At 46.5% G+C, this 19,520-nt stretch carries 23 protein-coding genes and 1 riboswitch; of the genes, 19 read left to right on the forward strand and 4 right to left on the reverse strand.

Translation table 11 applies throughout. The features are described 5' to 3' along the window. The first annotated feature begins 184 nt into the window (after positions 1-184). The 4 genes from corA (at position 185) to queE (ending at position 3,233) form a co-directional block, all read left to right on the forward strand. Entirely contained in the window at positions 185-1,180 is a 996-nt protein-coding gene (gene corA / locus K6T23_RS09025) for a magnesium/cobalt transporter CorA (RefSeq protein WP_053427466.1), read from the forward strand. 77 nt (positions 1,181-1,257) lie between these two features. Next, a riboswitch (PreQ1 riboswitch) is annotated at positions 1,258-1,302 on the forward strand. Positions 1,303-1,426: 124 nt separating this feature from the next. Next, the gene (gene queC, locus K6T23_RS09030; protein ID WP_056537615.1) at positions 1,427-2,089 is read left to right on the forward strand and encodes a 7-cyano-7-deazaguanine synthase QueC; all 663 of its coding nucleotides are present in this window, start codon (positions 1,427-1,429) and stop codon (positions 2,087-2,089) included. Next, positions 2,086-2,514, forward strand: coding sequence for a 6-carboxytetrahydropterin synthase QueD (gene queD, locus K6T23_RS09035; RefSeq protein ID WP_056537612.1), 429 nt, complete (start codon positions 2,086-2,088; stop codon positions 2,512-2,514). Before queC ends, queD begins: the two co-directional genes overlap by 4 nt. After that, complete coding sequence (queE, locus tag K6T23_RS09040; protein ID WP_053427463.1) at positions 2,511-3,233, forward strand: 7-carboxy-7-deazaguanine synthase QueE; 723 nt, start codon at positions 2,511-2,513, stop codon at positions 3,231-3,233. Before queD ends, queE begins: the two co-directional genes overlap by 4 nt. A gap of 37 nt (positions 3,234-3,270) precedes the next feature. On the opposite strand, the gene K6T23_RS09045 is transcribed toward queE, so the two are convergent. Further along, on the reverse strand, positions 3,271-3,435 hold the full coding sequence (locus K6T23_RS09045) for a hypothetical protein (protein WP_179125792.1): 165 nt from the start codon (positions 3,433-3,435) through the stop codon (positions 3,271-3,273). Between the two features lie 140 nt (positions 3,436-3,575). Here K6T23_RS09045 and K6T23_RS09050 point away from each other — a divergent pair, with 140 nt between their 5' ends. Further along, the gene (locus tag K6T23_RS09050) at positions 3,576-4,481 is read left to right on the forward strand and encodes a chemotaxis protein (protein WP_148985515.1); all 906 of its coding nucleotides are present in this window, start codon (positions 3,576-3,578) and stop codon (positions 4,479-4,481) included. Between the two features lie 78 nt (positions 4,482-4,559). Here the strand turns inward: K6T23_RS09050 and K6T23_RS09055 are convergent, their stop codons facing one another. Together K6T23_RS09055 and K6T23_RS09060 are read right to left on the reverse strand one after the other, a co-directional pair. After that, the gene (locus tag K6T23_RS09055) at positions 4,560-5,021 is read right to left on the reverse strand and encodes a YkyB family protein (RefSeq protein WP_056537609.1); all 462 of its coding nucleotides are present in this window, start codon (positions 5,019-5,021) and stop codon (positions 4,560-4,562) included. A 132-nt stretch (positions 5,022-5,153) separates the two neighbouring features. After that, entirely contained in the window at positions 5,154-5,456 is a 303-nt protein-coding gene (locus K6T23_RS09060) for a hypothetical protein (protein ID WP_235563592.1), read from the reverse strand. Between the two features lie 177 nt (positions 5,457-5,633). Between K6T23_RS09060 and K6T23_RS09065 the strand changes: the two genes are divergently transcribed. From K6T23_RS09065 to K6T23_RS09085, 5 genes are all read left to right on the forward strand, one after another. Next, on the forward strand, positions 5,634-5,852 hold the full coding sequence (locus K6T23_RS09065; RefSeq protein WP_079515877.1) for a hypothetical protein: 219 nt from the start codon (positions 5,634-5,636) through the stop codon (positions 5,850-5,852). 133 nt (positions 5,853-5,985) lie between these two features. Further along, positions 5,986-6,753, forward strand: coding sequence for a 2,4-dienoyl-CoA reductase (gene fadH / locus K6T23_RS09070; RefSeq protein ID WP_079515878.1), 768 nt, complete (start codon positions 5,986-5,988; stop codon positions 6,751-6,753). A gap of 204 nt (positions 6,754-6,957) precedes the next feature. Beyond that, a complete protein-coding gene (locus K6T23_RS09075; protein WP_238284191.1) occupies positions 6,958-8,181 on the forward strand; it encodes an EAL-associated domain-containing protein in 1,224 nt (407 codons plus the stop codon). Positions 8,182-8,691: 510 nt separating this feature from the next. Further along, complete coding sequence (locus K6T23_RS09080; RefSeq protein WP_148985411.1) at positions 8,692-8,934, forward strand: hypothetical protein; 243 nt, start codon at positions 8,692-8,694, stop codon at positions 8,932-8,934. Between the two features lie 329 nt (positions 8,935-9,263). Further along, positions 9,264-9,770, forward strand: a complete 507-nt coding sequence (locus tag K6T23_RS09085; protein ID WP_238284192.1) for a DUF3993 domain-containing protein — start codon at positions 9,264-9,266, stop codon at positions 9,768-9,770. A 367-nt stretch (positions 9,771-10,137) separates the two neighbouring features. Here K6T23_RS09085 and K6T23_RS09090 read toward each other — a convergent pair whose 3' ends face one another. Beyond that, entirely contained in the window at positions 10,138-10,410 is a 273-nt protein-coding gene (locus K6T23_RS09090; protein WP_309300046.1) for a glutaredoxin domain-containing protein, read from the reverse strand. Between the two features lie 223 nt (positions 10,411-10,633). On the opposite strand from K6T23_RS09090, the gene K6T23_RS09095 reads away from it, so the two are divergent. The 9 genes from K6T23_RS09095 to K6T23_RS09135 all read left to right on the forward strand — a co-directional run bounded on the left by K6T23_RS09095 (position 10,634) and on the right by K6T23_RS09135 (position 19,519). After that, complete coding sequence (locus K6T23_RS09095; RefSeq protein ID WP_053427455.1) at positions 10,634-10,879, forward strand: YkuJ family protein; 246 nt, start codon at positions 10,634-10,636, stop codon at positions 10,877-10,879. Between the two features lie 242 nt (positions 10,880-11,121). Then, positions 11,122-11,571 carry a cyclic-di-AMP-binding protein CbpB gene (gene cbpB / locus K6T23_RS09100; protein WP_238284194.1) on the forward strand — a complete coding sequence of 150 codons (450 nt, stop codon included), beginning with the start codon at positions 11,122-11,124 and terminating at the stop codon, positions 11,569-11,571. A gap of 117 nt (positions 11,572-11,688) precedes the next feature. Beyond that, complete coding sequence (locus tag K6T23_RS09105; protein WP_048004220.1) at positions 11,689-12,567, forward strand: transcriptional regulator CcpC; 879 nt, start codon at positions 11,689-11,691, stop codon at positions 12,565-12,567. Between the two features lie 80 nt (positions 12,568-12,647). Continuing rightward, complete coding sequence (gene dapD, locus K6T23_RS09110) at positions 12,648-13,358, forward strand: 2,3,4,5-tetrahydropyridine-2,6-dicarboxylate N-acetyltransferase (RefSeq protein WP_053427452.1); 711 nt, start codon at positions 12,648-12,650, stop codon at positions 13,356-13,358. 55 nt (positions 13,359-13,413) lie between these two features. Beyond that, entirely contained in the window at positions 13,414-14,532 is a 1,119-nt protein-coding gene (locus K6T23_RS09115) for an N-acetyldiaminopimelate deacetylase (RefSeq protein ID WP_238284195.1), read from the forward strand. 29 nt (positions 14,533-14,561) lie between these two features. Continuing rightward, positions 14,562-14,966, forward strand: coding sequence for a bleomycin resistance protein (locus tag K6T23_RS09120; protein ID WP_238284196.1), 405 nt, complete (start codon positions 14,562-14,564; stop codon positions 14,964-14,966). A gap of 388 nt (positions 14,967-15,354) precedes the next feature. Continuing rightward, entirely contained in the window at positions 15,355-17,739 is a 2,385-nt protein-coding gene (locus tag K6T23_RS09125; protein ID WP_238284197.1) for a DUF8725 domain-containing protein, read from the forward strand. Continuing rightward, positions 17,736-18,671 (forward strand): ABC transporter ATP-binding protein, encoded by a 936-nt coding sequence (locus K6T23_RS09130; protein WP_056537578.1) that lies wholly within the window; start codon positions 17,736-17,738, stop codon positions 18,669-18,671. Before K6T23_RS09125 ends, K6T23_RS09130 begins: the two co-directional genes overlap by 4 nt. Further along, positions 18,668-19,519, forward strand: coding sequence for an ABC transporter permease (locus tag K6T23_RS09135; RefSeq protein ID WP_238284198.1), 852 nt, complete (start codon positions 18,668-18,670; stop codon positions 19,517-19,519). The genes K6T23_RS09130 and K6T23_RS09135 overlap by 4 nt, the downstream gene beginning before the upstream one ends. Position 19,520 lies beyond the last annotated feature (1 nt).

Consider the following 19,520-nt stretch of genomic DNA (forward strand, 5'->3'; position numbering starts at 1 on the left):
TGTTTATTTTTATCTATTAGTGTATCACTAAGGATCCCCCTATTTAAAGATGAGAATGGTTTTGGTACAGTATATCAGTAACGCCCGCAAGTTTCGGATGCACGTTCCGAGGGAAAGATGAACCTATAAAGAAGGCTCAGCATGGTTTCGGTTGGCGGCCCATGTGGAGGGTAAGGAGAACGAGATGATTCGGACCAGTGTGATATTGAAAAATGGGGAAATCGTAAAAGATGCCTCCCTGTCCATGATAAAAGATCCGTATGTGAAATGGTATTGGGTGGACTTTTCGGCTCCCACTGAAAAGGAAATCCGTATACTCAAGCTTTATTTCCGGTTTCACCCGCTCGCCATAGAAGACTGCCTCGACGATTTCAGTCAGCGGCCGAAGCTGGATTTCTATGAACGATACATATTCGTATTACTGCATACCATCGATCATGAAACCCATGCAGCAAGTGAAGTGAATATGTTTGTCAATTCAAGCTTTATCGTCACATTCCATAAAGGACGGACAAAGGAACTGGACCGCATTTGGAGCCAGGTGGAAGAAGAAAGGGACGATTGGAGTCCGTTCAAGGTGATGCATGGAATTGCAGATCAGCTTGTAGATGACTATTTTCCACTTGTTTATGCCATCGAGGACCGTTTGAATATCATCGAAGACAATACCAATCAGGACTCGGACAGTGATCTGATGGACCAGCTTTTTGACATCCGCCATGAGATGTCAAAACTGAGGAGGACACTAATTCCGATGAGGGATCTACTATACCGGATCATCAATTCCGGACGTCTGAACGCCCTGAAAGAGGAAAAGCTCTACTTCAATGATGTGTATGATCATTTGATGAAGCTTGTGGAAATGCTTGAATCGTATCGTGAATTTTCATCGGATATCCGTGATAATTACCTTTCAATCAATTCCGATAAGATGAATAACATCATGATGACCCTGACCGTGATCACCACGATCTTCATGCCGCTGACGTTCATTGCCGGTTTATATGGGATGAATTTCGTCAACATGCCGGAACTTCAAAGTCCGTATGGATACTTCATCGTTCTAGGGGTGATGGGTATGATTGCCATCATCATGTTCGGTCTATTCCTTAAAGTCGGTTGGCTTCGTGTCTCCTCAAAAAAACGCAATAGGAAACGGCGGTTTCTCCGATTGAAGTGAATTTCGGGGAAATCACTGGATTTTTTCCTCGAAAAGCGTTATATTGTTTTAGGATAAAAGAAGAAAAATTGGGACGTACCCGAGAGGTTCTAGCACAACCCTCTATAAAAAACTAAGGAAAACGGCATCCTTAGGTGTCGTTGTTTTTTTGTTTTGGCGAAGGAAGCCGGTATTATAGAGCATGAACAGGAATCTTTTTTCTTCTTTTCGTGGCATCTGCCGTTAGAAAAGAGAGGAGAATCTAGTATGAAAAATGATAAAGCAGTCGTCGTGTTCAGCGGCGGTCAAGATAGCACAACCTGCCTGTTCTGGGCGAAAAAGAATTTTAAAGAGGTCGAGGCCGTTACATTCAACTACGGCCAGCGCCATGTGGCTGAACTTGATTGTGCAAGGGAGATTGCGGAGGAGCTTGATATCCCTCACCATGTTCTCGACATGAGCCTCTTGAATCAACTGGCACCTAGTGCCCTGACGCGGGATGAGGACATCGTGCAGAAGGATGGCGAGCTGCCGTCCACATTTGTTCCGGGCCGTAATCTGATGTTTCTTTCATTTGCAGGGGTCCTTGCCAAGCAAATCGGTGCAAAGCATATCGTGACGGGCGTATGTGAAACAGACTTCAGTGGATATCCGGATTGCCGGGATGTTTTTGTAAAATCCCTTAACGTGACGTTGAACCTGTCCATGGATGACGAATTTGTCATCCACACGCCGCTCATGTGGATCGACAAGGCCGAAACGTGGGAGCTTGCCGATCAGCTTGGTGCCTTCGAGTATGTACAGGAAAAGACCCTTACTTGCTATAACGGCATCAAGGGGGCAGGCTGCGGGGAGTGCCCGGCATGCGAACTCCGACAAAGGGGTCTTGATCAATATCTTGAGAGAAGAGCAGGGGGGGATATCGAATGATCCAGCAAATCTACCCTGTCCCGAATCATCCGTATGAATACGAATTGAACAAAGATATGCACTTTGCTGCCGCTCACTATATTCCGGCCGAGTCTGCAGGAAGCTGCAGTGAAATGCATGGTCACACGTATTTCGCCAATATTACGATTGCCGGTGACGCCCTTGATGAAACAGGTTTCCTTGTCAACTTCCAGCAGATTAAAAAGCTGATCCATAAGCGCTTCGATCACACGGTCATCAATGATGACGAGAGGTTTCAAGGGGACCTCAAATTTCCGACGACGGAAGTCATGGCCAAGGTAATGTATGACATTATCCAGGAACACTTGGATACACTTCCCCACTCTCCGAAATGCCTTCAAGTATTTCTACGTGAAACCCCGACGAGCTACTGCATCTATCGGCCTAAGGGGGGACGGTCATGAGGAAGATCCCTGTCCTTGAAGTATTCGGTCCCACCATTCAGGGTGAAGGAATGGTGATCGGCCAGAAGACGATGTTCGTCCGTACCGCCGGCTGTGATTACAGCTGTGCATGGTGTGATTCTGCCTTCACTTGGGACGGGTCAGCCAAGGATGATATCAGATTGATGGCGGCAACAGAAGTGTGGGACAAGCTGAAGGAAATCGGGGGGGACCGCTTCTCCCATGTCACCATTTCCGGTGGGAATCCAGCACTATTGCCTCAAATCGGTGATCTTCTGGAGATTCTGAAAGCCAATGGAATCGGCTCTGCTCTCGAAACCCAGGGAAGCCGCTGGCAAGATTGGTTCTATGATATCAATGATCTGACGATCTCACCCAAACCACCAAGCTCCACAATGGAAACGGATTATGATCGATTGGATCTCATTGTCTCCCGCCTAAAAGAGAACGGCTCCAACTTCAGCCTGAAAGTCGTGGTATTCGATGAGAAAGACCTTGAATATGCAAAGGGGATCCATATGAGGTATGAGGGTGTACCGTTTTATATCCAGACCGGAAATCCCGAAGTATCGATGGAAGATACCCCAAGGCTTGTTTCCAATCTGCTTCTTGACTATGAACGATTGATTGATGTTGTATGTGAGCAAAAGGAATTGAATGATGTACGGGTACTTCCTCAGCTTCACACGCTTGTGTGGGGGAATAAAAGGGGAGTTTAATACGAAAGGGCTGTCTGCTTCAATGCAGACAGCCTTTTTATTTGGAAGCATCCCTGTCTTCGGTTTTCCCGGTTTCAACAAAAGTAAAGTGATCCGGATCATCGACGCCTTCTGCGTTTTTTCCTAAAGATATAAGTGGAGCGGGGCCTTGAAACGGCTGGATATGTGCACTGATATCACCATGCTTATCATCACGATTCATTCGATCACCTCCTTGATACATAGTGTGCACAGACAACTTTAATGTATGAGGTGTGAGATGGAACTAAAGTTTTTCCTGATCTGTTCGATATAAGGAAGGAGATTATCTTATTCTGAAAACAGATTGGACTGACGAGCATGATGAACGATCAACAATCAATTCTTCTCGAAAGTGGGACGAATGAACTTGAAATCATAGAATTCGAAATTGAAAAAAGAAAATTTGGTATAAATGTCATCAAGGTGAAGGAGATCATCCTCCCAACGGCCGTCATCCCGGTCCCGCATTCCCACCCTCATGTGGAAGGTCTCATCCAGCTTAGGGGAGAGGTACTGCCCCTCATCAACCTGGCCAAAGTACTAGGGAAAACCGAGGTGCCGCCACCAGAAGCAAAATATATTGTGGCAGAATTCAATCAGCAGAAAGTGGTCTTTCATGTGCATAACGTGACACAGATTCACCGGATCTCCTGGAATGATATCGAAAAGCCGACGTCCATGTACCAAGGAGGGGACCAGTCGACGATCATCGGCGTCATCAAAAGGACGGAGGATATGATCCTTCTTCTCGACTTTGAGAGCATCCTTCTTGAAATCAATCCTCAGACGGGAATCAGGGTGGAGGAAGTGAAGAAGCTCGGTCACCGTGAACGCAGCGACAAACAGATTGTTGCTGCAGAAGATTCTCCGCTATTGAGGAAGCTCCTTCATGATACATTGAGTGAAGGCGGATACGGCCATGTGGAGTTTTTCGAAAATGGAGCGGATGCACTAGCCTATCTCGAATCCCTTGCTGACCAGGGCGGGAATGTCACGGATCAGGTTCAATTGGTCATAACGGATATCGAAATGCCCCAGATGGACGGACATCACCTGACGAGGAGGATCAAAAGCGATCAAAGGCTGAAAGATTTGCCGGTGATCATCTTCTCTTCCCTCATCACGAATGATCTTAAGCATAAGGGGCATAAGGTGGGTGCGGAGGATCAAATCAGCAAGCCTGAAATATCAGAACTTATCAGAACCATTGATAAACATATTTTGTAGAAGGATACATAAAGGGGATCAGCTGCTGCTGATCCCCTTTACAAAGTATTTGCGTCAGTGCACTAAAATCTACAGGGATTAAAAGAAGCTGTCCCCCAGCTTTTTGAATACGGGCTTCTGATAACAGGTACGCCGATCTCCGCCTGAAGATTGATCTGTCATGCCCGTGTAGTGTTCAAGAGTGTTCTTGGCCTGTTGAAGTCCCATCTTGCATCGCGGGTTCCTGAGAGTGGAATCCAGGGAACCGAGATGTGGAAGTTCCTTGAAGTCTTCCTTGGTTGGCGGGATGTGGAAGGTATACTCCCCGCACGTGACCAGTACATCGGACTGCTGCTGACTGAATCGGGGATTGTTGGAAAAATGCAACCCGACCTTCTTGGCTTTTCCTTCTTTGATCATTTTCAGCAGTGCTCGTTTTTTCAGAGAGTAAAGGTACTTTGGATTGCCGGCTGTCTTTGCATGACGATTCACGGTAAAGATGGCCTGGGAGAGGGTTAATGTTGATGTGGGAGAAGGGGCTTGTCTACTTGAATGGTTCAAATGATGATCTCCTTTCAGAATTGATTTCTCACCTATTATAGCTCATTTTCCTTAGATTGGAAAGGGGGTGGTGCATATAGCCCGTCCCTTCCAAAAAGCTCCCCCGGGGTCATAAACTCCCAGGGTCAAGCATTATCTTTGAGGGTAAATATTGATGTTTTCCGTGAAATTATAAGGGGAGGACTGGATATTGTTCCCATAAGGGACGGGACCCTGTGGATAAGGATAAGGTCCATACCCTGGTCCTGGATACGGAGGGGGATAGCAAGGACCTGGCCCATAACACTGCGGCCGATTGAATAATAATGGGCTGATGGCAAGACCTGCGAGCCCACCTGCTAAAAATGGAAGGCCGAAAAAAGGAAAGAAGCGTTGATCTCCTTGATATTCTCGATAATAAGGATAGCTTCTGTAAGGGGCATAGGTTTGATACATAGGAAAACCTCCTCTCTACTCCTTTCAGTGTATGTACCCAGGATGCCTTGGGAGCATGTCTGATATAGAATGGGCTCCGGATCAATGCGTTTGACAGAAGCCTTCTGATGTCTTATGTTAGTGGAAGGGAACATTCCCCAATCAGATAAAGGCTGTTTGTTGAAAAGGAGAGGGACGATGAAAAAGACAAAAGAAATGGAAGTTCTCTTTCTCCCTACCGAAAAAGGAACGATAAAGCTATACGTGTTCGGCTTTAAAGCTCCTCGATCTCTAGGCCGGGTGATTGCAACTTATCATGACGTCACGTTCGAATTGAAGGGTTACAAGAGGAATAAAACCATAATCAAGGCTTTGGCACAGATTCATGAAGCCATCGTCAATAATCAGGATATATGATCAAGGCTGACGCGTCAGCCTTTTTTATTTTGCCCTATAGTGTTTGAAAAATCTGAAAGTGAATGCAAAGGGTGACGAGAGTATGGTACTATAATGAGTGAGTATTCATTCATATGTGGAGGGGGAGATCAAGCTGGAGGAGAAACAGGTCGTAATCGTGACGGGTGGATCTAACGGCATGGGGAAATACATGGCGAAGAAGTTTCTTGAAGAGGGAGCAGATGTCTTGGTGACCGGGAGGAACAAAGAGCGCTTGGAAGCTGTCCAAGAAGAATTCTCACAACTGAAAGGGAACGTTGAGATCTTCCAGATGGACGTGAGGGAAGAAGAACACGTAAAAGCCATGCTTGCTCATTGTCTGGGCTCTTTTGGTCAGGTGGATGTCTTGATCAATAATGCTGCAGGGAATTTCATCTGTCCGGTTGAAAAACTGTCGGCCAATGGCTGGAAGTCGGTAATCGATATCGTTCTGAATGGTACCTTCCTGTGCTCACATGCGGTTGGGAATCATTGGATCGGAGAAGGGAAGAAAGGATCCATCATCAATATCGTCGCTACCTACGCATGGGGAGCGGGTGCCGGGGTTGCCCATTCTGCTGCTGCCAAAGCAGGAGTACTGTCATTGACAAGGACCCTGGCTGTCGAGTGGGGACATAAGTATGGCATCAGAACAAATGCCATCGCACCGGGTCCAATCGAACGGACAGGCGGAGCAGACAAGCTCTGGGAATCGGAAGAAGCAGCCAAACGGACGCTGAACAGCGTTCCTCTCAAAAGGTTGGGAACTCCTGAAGAAATTGCAGGGCTGGCCTATTTTCTTTCTTCGGAACAGGCAGCCTATATTAATGGAGAATGCGTGACAATGGATGGGGGCCAATGGCTTAATCCCTTCCCGTTTTAAAAAGAATCAATAAAATGCAGTATGTACCCGGGGTATGGAAGCCCCGGGATATTTGACGTTGTGACTGTTAAGATCCCGCTCATGCCTGATGAACCGTTCTATGAAGGATGATGTCAAAGTTGACGAGGGGAATGGATACAAATCATAATGAATACTGTGTTATAATTATGCATACATACACTGATTGTTTTGGGGGAGATAGAGATGGACTCAATGGACGTATTATCCAACAAAGAACAAATCATCCCATACTTTAAGCCGATTTTCAGCGCTGATGGTCATCGTATCGCTGGGTATGAAGTCTGGGGGAGGCTCCTTGAGGCGGACGGGACTGCAATATGTCTCGAAGGTTTCTTTGAGGATCATGAAATCCCGGATGAATATAAAGTGGAGGTCGCCGATCATATTGCTTCCTCTGCACTCGAACGATATCTGGATGAAAAAGAGGAGGGACTCGTTTTCCTTCACCGCGATGCCCGCCTCCTGATGCTTGATCACGGCGAATCATTCCTGCAGCTCCTTCAGCAATATGAAGAGCGGGGCTTCTCCCTTGACAGGATTGTCCTTGGACTATCAGAATATGCCTATACAGGGGATTTTGAACAATTGGTTCATTTGCTCGTCTACTACAAAACCTATGGAATCAAAATCTCCATGAACAATATTGCTGAGAACGGCGGTCAGCTCGAAAAACTATCCTTCTTCTCACCTGATATCCTCAGGGTCAACCTTTATCAGCTAAGAAATGATGCAGGTAATAAAGTGTACAAGGACATTTTATACAGCCTATCAGTCCTTGCAAGGAAAATTGGGGCATCCTTGCTATATGAAGGAATCGAGATCAATTACCAGCTTCAATTCGCCTGGCTAAGCGGAGGGCGATTCTATCAAGGGGACTACCTTCACAAGGAGTCGAGCACCTTCCTTGATCCGGATATCCTTAAGCCGAAACTGAAACAAAAGTACGGTGATTTTATCAGATACGAAACCAAGCACCTCAATGCAGGGTACGACCTTGCCGATCTTTTACATAAAGACACGGGCAGTGAGCTCCTGAGGATCAAGAAAGAAATCGGTGATTTCGACGGCATCCTCATGGAACTGGCTAACCATTTTTCCGACAAAGCCTTCCGTCTTTATATTTGCAACGAAGTAGGGTTCCAAGTGAGCAGCAACGTCTTGAAGGTGTCAGGCACCTGGGCGAAGGACCGTTCCTATATCGGTAAAAACTGGAGCTGGCGTCCTTACTTTCTCGAGAATATCATCCGGATGAGGATGGATAAAAAAGGACTTCTCTCCGATATGTATTCTGATATCGATTCCGGCGAATCCATCAGGACGTTTTCCTTTCCTCTCGGTAATGAACATTATCTATTCATGGACTTATCCTACGAGTTTCTTTTTGAAGAAGACAGCCTGCTTTATTGATCCATTTGAAGAATCATCCGCTCTCGGTCGTTGACCGGGAGCTTTTTCCTTTTTGATCCCCTTGCGCTTTTCTTCATGTCCAGCTCCAGGGGCTTGAGGCTCGAGATCATAAGACAAGAACTCCAAAAAGGCACAGGACGCCTTTCCAGAGTTCTTGTCTTATGCTTGTCGCCTCAGGGCGAGCCCCTTCCGCTTTTCTTCATGTCCAGCTCCAGGGGCTTGAGGCTCGAGGTCATAAGACAAGAACTCCAAAAAGGCACAGGACGCCTTTCCGGTTCTCTTGTCTTATGCATGTCGCCTCAGGGCAAGTCCCTTGCGCTTTTCTTCATGTCCAGCTCCAGGGGCTTGAGGCTCGAGGTCATAAGACAAGAACTCCAAAAAGGCACAGGACGCCTTTCCAGAGTTCTTGTCTTATGCTTGTCGCCTCAGGGCGAGCCCCTTCCGCTTTTCTTGTATACCCATTCTTTTTTCTGGGGAAGTTATGGGAAGATGATGAAAGGGGGGCTTTCGGTGAGTGTTTATGTTTGGGTTTTGTCTTTTTTATGTGTGGGGCTTGCTGGTTACGCTCTTTACTATACGTTCAGGGTGACGGGGCAGACGAAATCGGGGAAGGACAACGGATTTGATTCCGATGTCCAAGAATCAGTGAAGGCACATCCAATCCTGCTGAACCCGGTATTTGTGACGATTGCGATCGCCACGGTTCTGATCACGGCATTTATTGTGTACCAGATCATTCTGTATTACGGTTGATCATGGTTTTGATGATCCTGAGTTAAAACCCATCAAGAAGGCCAGGGACGCCTTTCGGTGGGTTTTATTTTTGGTGGAGTCGGAAAGGTTGGAACTCTTGTATTTTTAGATGAAGCCTTGTTGGCGGGTTGGGGATCGAGTTCATAAGCCGTGCTGATTCAGAAGGCAAAGAACGCCTTTCCGTGTGTCTTGTCTTATGCTTGTCGCCTCAGAATGACCCGCCTCCGCTTTTCTATGTTTAAATGGCGGGGGAGCGGGAAAACAAGAAATAAGCAATTGTCAGACAATGGACAAAAGGTTTGTACCATACATACAAGGAGGAATGGCATATGGTGAGAAAATACTGGTTGATCCTGACGCTTGTCCTTGGGTTGAGTTTGACCGTTGGCACACAGGCCACGGCAATTGGAACGACTGTAGATCAATTGGACGGAAAACAGGCTGTCACCCTGGTGGAAGATGCGTTTGAGGTTCAACGTTCTTTAAGTGAAAAGCCGAGGGGAAAGGCTGACATAGAAGCGATGCTTTCAGATTATTTCACGGATGAACAGGTGAAGGGGTTCATGGAAGAAAACCTTTATCAAGAAGGCGATGGGTATAGTGCATTCGGATCGGATTTTGCCTCTTACTATATTCCTTTCTTTACATTTGATAAAGAAACAAAGGCTGCATTTGATGATGGGCATTGGTACATATGGGAAGTACGATCAGGAGATGAGGAAGGACCTGTTTCCACGGTTCAAGGGGAAGAGGTAGTCAAACTATCCTTTACTGATGGAAAGTGGAAAATCTCTTCTATCTCATATGAACTTCCGTCAGGAATAAAAGGGAGTTAAAGAAAATGGGGTTGGGACAAGAGTGTTTAAGTCATAGTAAAATCCGAACGATCTTGCCTGAGATCGTTCGGGTTTTTGATGTGTTTCATGTCCATTATTATTTACTTGTTCCTAGCGGTTGATTGGAGTGCAAGACGAAGACTCCTGCGGGAAGAGTAGCTGATGTGAGACCCCGCAGGCTTGCCGAGGAGGCTCACGGGCTACCCGCGGAAAGCGTAGTCTTGCACGGAAATCATGAGCGGTATAAAGAAGCCATACTGATATTGTTCGCCATGACCTTTATTGTGTTGTCCCAATCTCTTTTTCAGTGTTTTAAGGAAAGGTCGGGGGGAAGAAAAGGGATGGTCGTGTTGACATAGAATACTGTTTAGGAGAGATCCAGGGCTTGAGCCAACTCCTCCATCTGAAATCCTTTAATCACCTGATCGTCCACCGTAACGGTTGGTGTAGAATAGCTTTTCAACACGTTCAGCATATAGGATCGGGCGTTTGGTTCTTCTTTGATGTTCACCTCTATGTAGGGAATTTGCTGTTCTTTTAAGTATAATTTCACGATTTCGCAAGGGGGGCACTCGGGTTGAGTATATAAAGTGACAGTCTTCACTCTGATCATCCTCTCTCTCGGGTAATGTGAACCCATTTTACAAGAAGCAAGTACCCGTGTAAATCAAGAGGTCTTATATGGTGGATAAAATTATTTATTGAATATGGACCGGATTAGTGGTTAACTTAGAGAGACCTTTTGGACATGCGTGATAAAAACTCATTGTCTAACAGGGCGTATCATTAGATTTTGCAGGATAGAATCTGTTACAATGCAAAAGCTATGACAAAGAATTAGAACAGGAAAGGAGAGACCTGATATGTCTCAGCTTCTTGGAATTATACAAAGACTAAAGTCTCTGCAAGAACAAGGGGAACAAGGAGAAACACAACAACGATACTTTGAATACAATGGAAAAAAAATCTGTGAGGTACGATACCTTCCAAAGCAGGATACCTTTGAAATCGAAGTAATGAAAGAGAATGGGAGTACATACCCTTTCGATAATATAGACATTACGGCTATCGAGATTTTTGAGCTACTGCAAGAAGCAGTTCAAGAATAAATATGTTGGAAAGGTAACCTGACGGGTTATCTTTTTTCATATCCACACTCCGCTCTTCTTCCTTCAGCTATGATGAACGGTTTTCTTTTCCTCCGATTCCCACAATCCGGCGATCTTCCAATTTGCATGGTTCGTTCGTGAAAAATAATATGTAGAAAAGGCTTACAATTTGATTCATACATTTTTCTTCCAGTATGTTAAAATGGTAAGGAATGCATTTTTAAAAAATTGAGGGGTTGTACATGATTTCTTTAAGCAGTAAAGAGTTACTTGAAACAAGTATAAAAGAGTACATCATTCCGTCAGAGAAAGTGGCACATGTCCAAGTAGGTAATTCACTTGAGCACGCACTTTTGTTGTTGACTAGGAGCGGCTATTCATCTATTCCTGTCCTGGATCCCTCCTTCCGCCTTCACGGCCTCATCAGCTCCAGGTTGATTACCGATAATATCCTTGGATTGGAGCGCTTCGAATTTGAGAACCTCGAAGAAAGGAAAGTCGAGAGTGTCATGTCGACGGATCTTTCCACTATCTCCATCGATTCAACGTTCAAGGAAGCCTTCAATCTGCTGATCGATCAGCCGTTTTTATGTGTTGTATCCAGTGAAGGGCACTTTGAGGGCATCATGACCCGCCGTGTCGTGCTGAAGGAGCTAAAAAAACATATATATCAAATGATTCATTCAGCGTGATGATTCGAAGATCGGGGTTCCCCCGGTCTTTTCTTTTGCCCAAATTCATGAGTGTATTATGTAAATGAATCAAAAATACGTTATAATATAAGAAAAACTTATGAATGTGGTGAAGAGATGGCTTTTTCTGAATTTCAGCTGCTCCAGGTTTTGGCACATGAGATGAATATGCGGAAAGCGGCCGAAAGGCTCTTTGTATCTCAGCCTGCCCTTTCTCAGAGGCTGCAGAATATGGAGAAGGACTGGGGCACCAAAATTTTTCTTCGCTCACAGAAGGGCCTCTCCCTGACACCAGCAGGCGAGTTGATTGTGAAGCTTGCAGAAGACGTTCTCCAAAAAGAAGAATCCGTCCGGGAAAAGATCCATGCACTCGAATCGGAGGTTCATGGGACCCTTAAAATCGCATGCGCTTCAATTGTGGGACAAAACTGGCTTCCGAAAGTGCTGAAACGATTTGTGGAAACCTATCCTCATGCGAAGATTTCCCTGATCACCGGATGGAGTAGTGAAATCCTGAAGGCCATTTATGATAATGAGGTCCATATCGGTATCATCAGGGGGACGCCTGATTGGAAAGGGAAAAAGCACCATCTTTTTGAGGATCCGCTGTTCCTTGTCGACCGGGAAATACAATCCATCGAAGATGTCATGAAGACGGATCGTCCCTTCATCCAGTTCAAAAGCGATTCCAATTACTTTCAAGAAATCCAGGAATGGTGGCTGAAGCATTTTCAGACCACGCCGAAACGAACCATCGTCGTCGATCAGATCGAAACATGCAAACAGATGACACTGAACGGGATCGGCTATGCCATTCTCCCGGCCATCACCTTGACGGGAATGGAACAGGACATCTTCAAAATTCCTTTAAAGGATGAGATGGGTGGTTTTATTCATCGCGATACGTGGCTGCTCGGCTATGAGTCGGCCTTCCAGCTCCGTCAGGTTGGGGCGTTTCTGGAAGTAGTGGACGATTTTCTCATTGAAAACCGGTAGGTACGGGTTGTGTTACGTTCTTTATCATGATAAAGTAATTCAAGAACTCTGAATTTACTGCTTATAATGGAGGGATTAAGATGAAAATGATGGATGCCAATGAGATTATTTCGTTCATTCAAAATAGTACCAAGTCAACACCTGTAAAGGTATATGTGAAAGGGAAACTCGAAGGGATCAACTTCGGGGAATCGTCACAAACATTCCTGAATGGTGACAGCGGGGTTGTATTCGGCGAATGGAGTGAGCTTGCCGGGGTACTTGAAGAGCACAAAGAATACATAGAAGATTATGTAGTGGAAAATGACCGCCGGAATTCAGCGATCCCACTTCTTGATATGAAAGGGATCAAAGCCCGTATCGAACCGGGAGCGTTCATCCGTGATCAAGTAGAGATCGGTGACAATGCCGTCATCATGATGGGAGCCGTGATCAATATCGGATCAGTCATCGGAGAGGGTACGATGATCGACATGAATGTTGTCCTCGGAGGACGTGCAACGGTAGGAAAGAACTGCCATATAGGGGCAGGGGCCGTTCTTGCAGGAGTGATCGAGCCGCCATCCGCGAAGCCGGTTGTCATTGAAGATGACGTCGTGATCGGGGCGAATGCCGTCGTGCTTGAAGGTGTGACCGTAGGAAAAGGCGCTGTTGTCGCTGCTGGAGCGATCGTGGTGAAAGATGTTGAACCATATACGGTGGTGGCAGGTTCACCGGCGAAGAAGCTGAAAGATATCGACGCCAAAACAAAATCTAAAACAGAAATTAAACAAGAGCTCAGACAGCTCTGATTCAAAAGAGAACGGACGATTTTTCGTCTGTTCTTTCTTGTAAGGAGGGAATATAATGTCAACTGTCGATTTCAAAATGATCAGGCGTGATCTTCATCAGATCCCGGAGCTTGGATTCCAGGAATTCAAGACTCAGAAATACCTTATGGACTACATTTCGTCCCTCCCAAGGGATCGGTATGAACTTAAGCAGTGGAAGACAGGATTGTTTGTCAAAGTCCGCGGGACCGAGCCGTCTAAGACGATCGGTTTCCGTGCGGATATCGATGGATTGCCCATCACGGAACAAACGGGACTGCCGTTCCCGTCCCGTCATGAAGGTCGTATGCACGCATGCGGACATGACTTCCACATGGCCATCGGACTCGGCATCCTGACTCATTTTGTTCATCATCCCATAAAGGACGATCTTCTCTTCATCTTCCAACCGGCTGAAGAAGGTCCTGGGGGAGCGGAACCGATGCTTCGCAGTGATGAGATGAAGGAGTGGAAACCCGATGTGATTTTTGCCCTCCATATCGCACCGGAGTATGAGGTAGGGGCCATTGCACTGAAGCCTGGTCTTCTTTTCGCCAATACGTCCGAGCTGTTCCTGACCTTCAAAGGGAAGGGGGGGCATGCCGCCTACCCCCATCAAACGAAAGACATGATCGTGGCGGCTTCGGCTTTTGTCACGCAGATGCAAGGAATCGTCTCTCGGAATGTCGACCCGCTGGACAGTGCCGTCATCACGATCGGCAAGATGGAGGCGGGAACCGTTCAAAACATCATTGCAGAGAACGCCTGTCTTGAAGGAACGATCAGGACACTCTCTGAAGCCTCCATGGTAAAGGTCAAGGCGAAGCTTGAGGCACTCATCAAGGGAATTGAGACAACCTACGATTGTTCCATTGATGTCGATTATGGAAGCATGTATCATCAGGTGTATAATGACCCGGCATGCACACAAGATTTCCTGGATTATATTGAGGAGAGCGGTAAAACCGAAGCCATCATTTGCAAAGAGGCCATGACAGGCGAAGATTTCGGTTACATGCTGAAAGAAATTCCCGGGTTCATGTTCTGGCTCGGTGTTGGATCTCCATACGGACTTCACCATGCGAAGCTTGATCCCGATGAAAAAGCAATTGATCATGCCATTAATCTCATGACCGGCTATATAGGACAGCTATGAAAAAAGGTTCAAATGATGAAATCCTCGCGATGAAAAGTCTGGAGGGCCCCGTACTCGTTCCTGAACTTTCTGTCAGGGATGCATCCGTATCTACAACTTTCTATACGGAGCTGCTCGGCTTTCACATCGTTTATGAACGACAGGATGAAGGCTTTGTTTACTTGTCGATGGGAAAGGCATCCCTCATGCTCGAGGAAGTGAACGGTCATTGGGAGACAGGTGAGTTGGTCCCGCCATTCGGAAGGGGGATGAACCTTCAAATCACGGTGGATTCAATCGAACCGATCTTCAAAAGATTGAAAAAGAAAGGGATTCCGTTGTTCAGGGAACCGTTCGTCTCCGAATATGCTGCCGGGGATGAATGGTTCCGGCAACAGGAGTTCCTTGTGCAAGATCCCGATGGGTATCTCCTGCGATTTGCACAATCCCTCTGATAGGAATGCAAAAAAGCTGGGACAGACGTGTTCTAATCATAGTGAAACCCGAATTCATTTGCCGACAATGAATTCGGGTTTTTTATTTATTTCATGATCATTTATCGTTACTTGTTTCTATCGGTTGATTCGAGTACAAGACGAAGACTCTTGCGAGAAGAGTAGCACCCTGCAGGCTTGCCGATGTGACTCACGGGCGACCCGCGGAATGCGAAGTCTTGCACGGGAACCATCAACGGTATAAACCCAACCTCTTTGGGTTTGACCAGTTCCTTCAGGTAGGAATCGGCGCGATGGAAAATATTTCAGATGATAGTAGAAAGAAGAGAAACTTTTTATCGCGTGTTACGTCTAAACCATATAGAGAGAAAGAGAGGGGGAATGGGTCATGAAGAATGTGACCAAATCGATTGCACTGATTCTATTATGTTTTTGTTTATTCCCGTTATTTCCAACCACATCATCCGCAGCTGAAGGCATTAAGATCACCGTGGACGAAGGAATTGATGGAAAGGTCAAGGAAGAGCGGGGATTCCCGATCACCGTTACCGTGCAGAATGGAGCCGATCACTTCAAGGGGGATATCGTCTTTGATTACGCTCAATCCTATGAAACCGGAGGGGGGAGAGTGTTGTCCATCGACCTCCCGCCCGGTGAAACCCGCACGTTTTCCTTAACCATTCCGGGGTTTGGAGATCCTTTGAGGGGTAACACGTCAAAGGAGACCATTCACTTATTCCAAGGAGATTGGAATTCCGGAAAGGAAGTGAAGTTCACCGGTGATAAGCGGCTGAATCCAAGTTTTATTTATATGGACTATGCTTCGATCGGTGTATTGAGCAAAGACGCCGATCGCTTGAAATCATTGAAAGCCAGTCAGGTCAACGGCAACAAAGTGGAAGTGTTGAATCTTTCAGAGAAAAATTTCCCGGGAGATGCCACGGGTCTTCAGATGTTCGATTTCATCGTGATCGATGGGTTTGATCTATCGGTATTTTCTAAGAAACAACTGGACGCCTTCAATCGCTGGGTGGATAAAGGAGGCACGGTACTCATTGGAAGTGACGTGAATGCCCAGAAGACCCTGGGTCCACTGGCTGATATCGCTCCCCTAAAGGTGGGCGGAGAACAGACTCTTTCAGACCTGTCTTTCCTGGAAACCCAGGAGAATCTCAAAGTGAATTTCAAAACGCTACCCGCCGTCGAAGGTGAACTGACCCAAGAGGCTGAGGCAGTGATCGGAGAGAAGAAATCACCTCTCCTTGCAAAGAAATCCGTGGGACGAGGTGAAGTCTGGCAGACACCCTTCTTATTGAGTGATTCCCGGCTGAATGACTGGGCGGGCTTTACTCCATGGATCAATGAGTTTTATTCAAAAACCAAATATAGCACCAACTTCTATAACATGGGGGGAAGAGCGCAAGGCTTCTATTATGAGATGGGCATGGTCAATGAACTGTTCCCTTCCAATCAATTCAAGGTCAGCACCCTCATCCTGGTGGTTGCAGTCTATCTGATCCTGGTGATCCCTGTCCTCTACTTCCTGCTCCGTAAGTTGGATAAACGGGAGCAGTCGTGGTGGATCATCCCTACGGTGTCTATCCTTCTGTCTCTCGGGATTTTCCTTACGGGGGCTAAAGACCGCGTGACGAAGCCACACATGAATCAGATGAGTATCCTTGAAGCGGATGGAAAAGGTGCCGTTCAAGGGATATCAGCGTTCACATTCTTCTCCAACTCGAGTGGTGACTATACCCTCAGTGCCGGGCATAATCTCGAGCTGTATGCGAATAACAGCATGAACGCACCTGAATTCGATCAATACAAGTACGCCCTGGACGAAGTGACAAGGAATACGACGGATACGACGCTGAGAGATGTAGAGTACTGGTCCACAAGGACGGTTATGGGGGATGCCTACAAGAGTGATGCAGGTTCATTCACCCCAGGACTCACACTGGAAAATAAGACTCTGAAAGGAAGCATAGGCAATGACTTCCCGTATGACTTCGAAGAAGTGTATCTCTGGTCTGGAACACGCACTTATTCCCTTGGAAGCGTGAAAGCGGGGCAGTCCCTCGAAGTGGATCAAAAGGTCTCTGTTGACTATCTCTCCAGTCCGGTCAGCAATAATGCCATTCCACCTTCATTTACAGGTCAGCAAGGTTTGGATGATCAGAGAAAACAATCCCTTGAACAAGTTGCCTCCTTGCTGATGGAAGATGGAACGTCGGGAAATCGACCAGTCATCTTCGGCTACACAAAGGACGGGGTCGTGGATGTAACCATGAAGGATCGAAAGCCCAAGAAAGAGAATCTTTCCCTTGTCTATCAATCCATTCCATCCTTGGGGGATTTCAACGGACCGTTTTCACTTAAGAATGAGCAGCTTGATATAGAGGTCAAACCGATTGACGGAAAGATCATCGATAACTACTCATGGGGTGGATCCGGAGAAATGGAAATTGAAGATGGCACGTATGAAATGATCCTTAAATTGCCTGAACAAATGAAGGACTCCGACATTTCACTGAATTCATTGAGCATCAGGCAATATCCAGAAACGCCGCTTGAGTTCGCCATGATTGCACCCTCTAATGGGAAGGAAAAGAAACTGGAAGAACAATCAGCCAATACGTTCGAAGTGAAGGATCGTTTGACGGATTATTTGAATGAAGATGGGGAGATTGTCATTAAATTGGTGAAATCCACCCAGGGTGACACCTTTACCCAACTTCCGAAAATCGCACTGAAAGGAGAAGCAAAACAATGATTGAACTTATGAACCTATCAAAATCATATGGCTCCTTTCAAGCGCTGGACGGACTTACCCTGAGTATCGGAAAAGGGACGGTATTTGGTTTTGTCGGTCAGAACGGGGCAGGGAAGTCTACAACATTTTCCATTCTGGCAACCCTTCTTGCACCGACTTCGGGAAGGGCGACAGTGAATGGCTTTGATGTATGTGAAGAACCGAAGTTGGTCAGGCGTCAAATCGGATATATGCCGGATTTCTTCGGGGTTTATGATCAGTTGAAGGCAGAGGAATACCTCGACTTTTATGGTGCGAGCTACAAGATACCGGCCGATGAGAGGGAGGCCCTCATTCCGCAGCTGCTGGAACTTGTGAATCTTACTCATAAAAAGGATTCCTATGTGGATGAACTCTCCAGGGGGATGAAGCAGAGGCTATGCCTTGCCAGGTGCCTCATCCATGATCCTGAAGTGCTGATTCTCGATGAACCGGCTTCCGGGCTGGACCCGAGGGCAAGGATCGAGATGCGTGAGATTTTAAGAGAGTTGAAGAAAATGGGCAAAACCATCCTTATCTCATCACATATCCTTCCTGAACTTGCCGAGATGTGTGATGAAATTGGCGTTATCGATAATGGGAAGCTAGTGGCGCATGGCTCCGTCGCAGACATCCAGCAGCAATTGGAGGCGGAAAAAATCATCGAGGTGAAGGTAAGGGGGATGCTTGAATCGGCTGCCTCTTTCTTTGAAGATGATCCGAATCTATCGAGCCTTGAAATGGATGAAGAGAAAAAGACAATCAAATTCCTCTATAAAGGTTCCGAAGTGCAGCAGGCCGAGCTGCTCCGATTGGCCATATTGAATGGGGTCGCGGTCGTCAGCTTCAAGGAGACGGAAACGGATCTTGAAGATGTCTTCATGGAGATCACGAAAGGGGTGAAGCCGTCATGAAGCAACTGTTCATCAATCCGATGCTGAATAAGGAGTTCAAGCTTCGGTTCCGGTCATTCAAATCATTCATCGGGATCCTATGCTACCTCATGGCCATCAGTATTGTTGTGATCGGTTTCATCTACTTTCAAAGCCGGATGTCCATGAACGGATACTTCCGTCCGAACGAAAGCAGGACGATGTTCATGATTCTATCGTTCCTGCAGGTCATTCTGGTCCTATTCATCACACCCGGCCTTACCGGGGGATTAATATCGGGAGAAAGGGAGAAACAGACGCTGAGCATGCTGCTCACAACTGAACAAAGCTCCACAAGCATCATCCTGAGTAAATTGGTGTCATCGGTTTCCTATCTGCTACTGCTCATCTTGTCGAGCCTTCCGATATACAGTTTCGTGTTCTTATTCGGAGGGGTTGCACCGACGGATGTACTCATGATCTTCGGCTACAGCCTTTTCCTTGTATTCGTTTTCGGGTCATTCGGGATCTTTTTCTCCACGATCATCCGGAAAACGATTGTCTCCATGGTAACGGCATACGGAAGCGTCTTGTTCCTCGTAGGAGGATCACTTTTCCTGTTTGCCCTCACCATGGCGCTTACAGGCGTTTCGAGTAACGGTACACAAGCGACAAACCCGATCGCTTACTTCATGGCCATGTTCAACCCGGGCATTGTTCTCTATAGTCATTTCGAACCCGGTATGATGGATGAAATCCTTTCCTTGACGGGCATCTCATTCCCATTGTGGATATCCTTTATCATCACGTACAGCATCCTGGCCATCCTTGCTTTGTTCGGAAGCATCAGGAAATTACGTCCTCGGATGAAGACCCGGGCAAGGGGGTAAG

This window comes from Rossellomorea marisflavi (genome assembly GCF_022170785.1).
Lineage (GTDB): Bacteria > Bacillota > Bacilli > Bacillales > Bacillaceae_B > Rossellomorea > Rossellomorea marisflavi_B.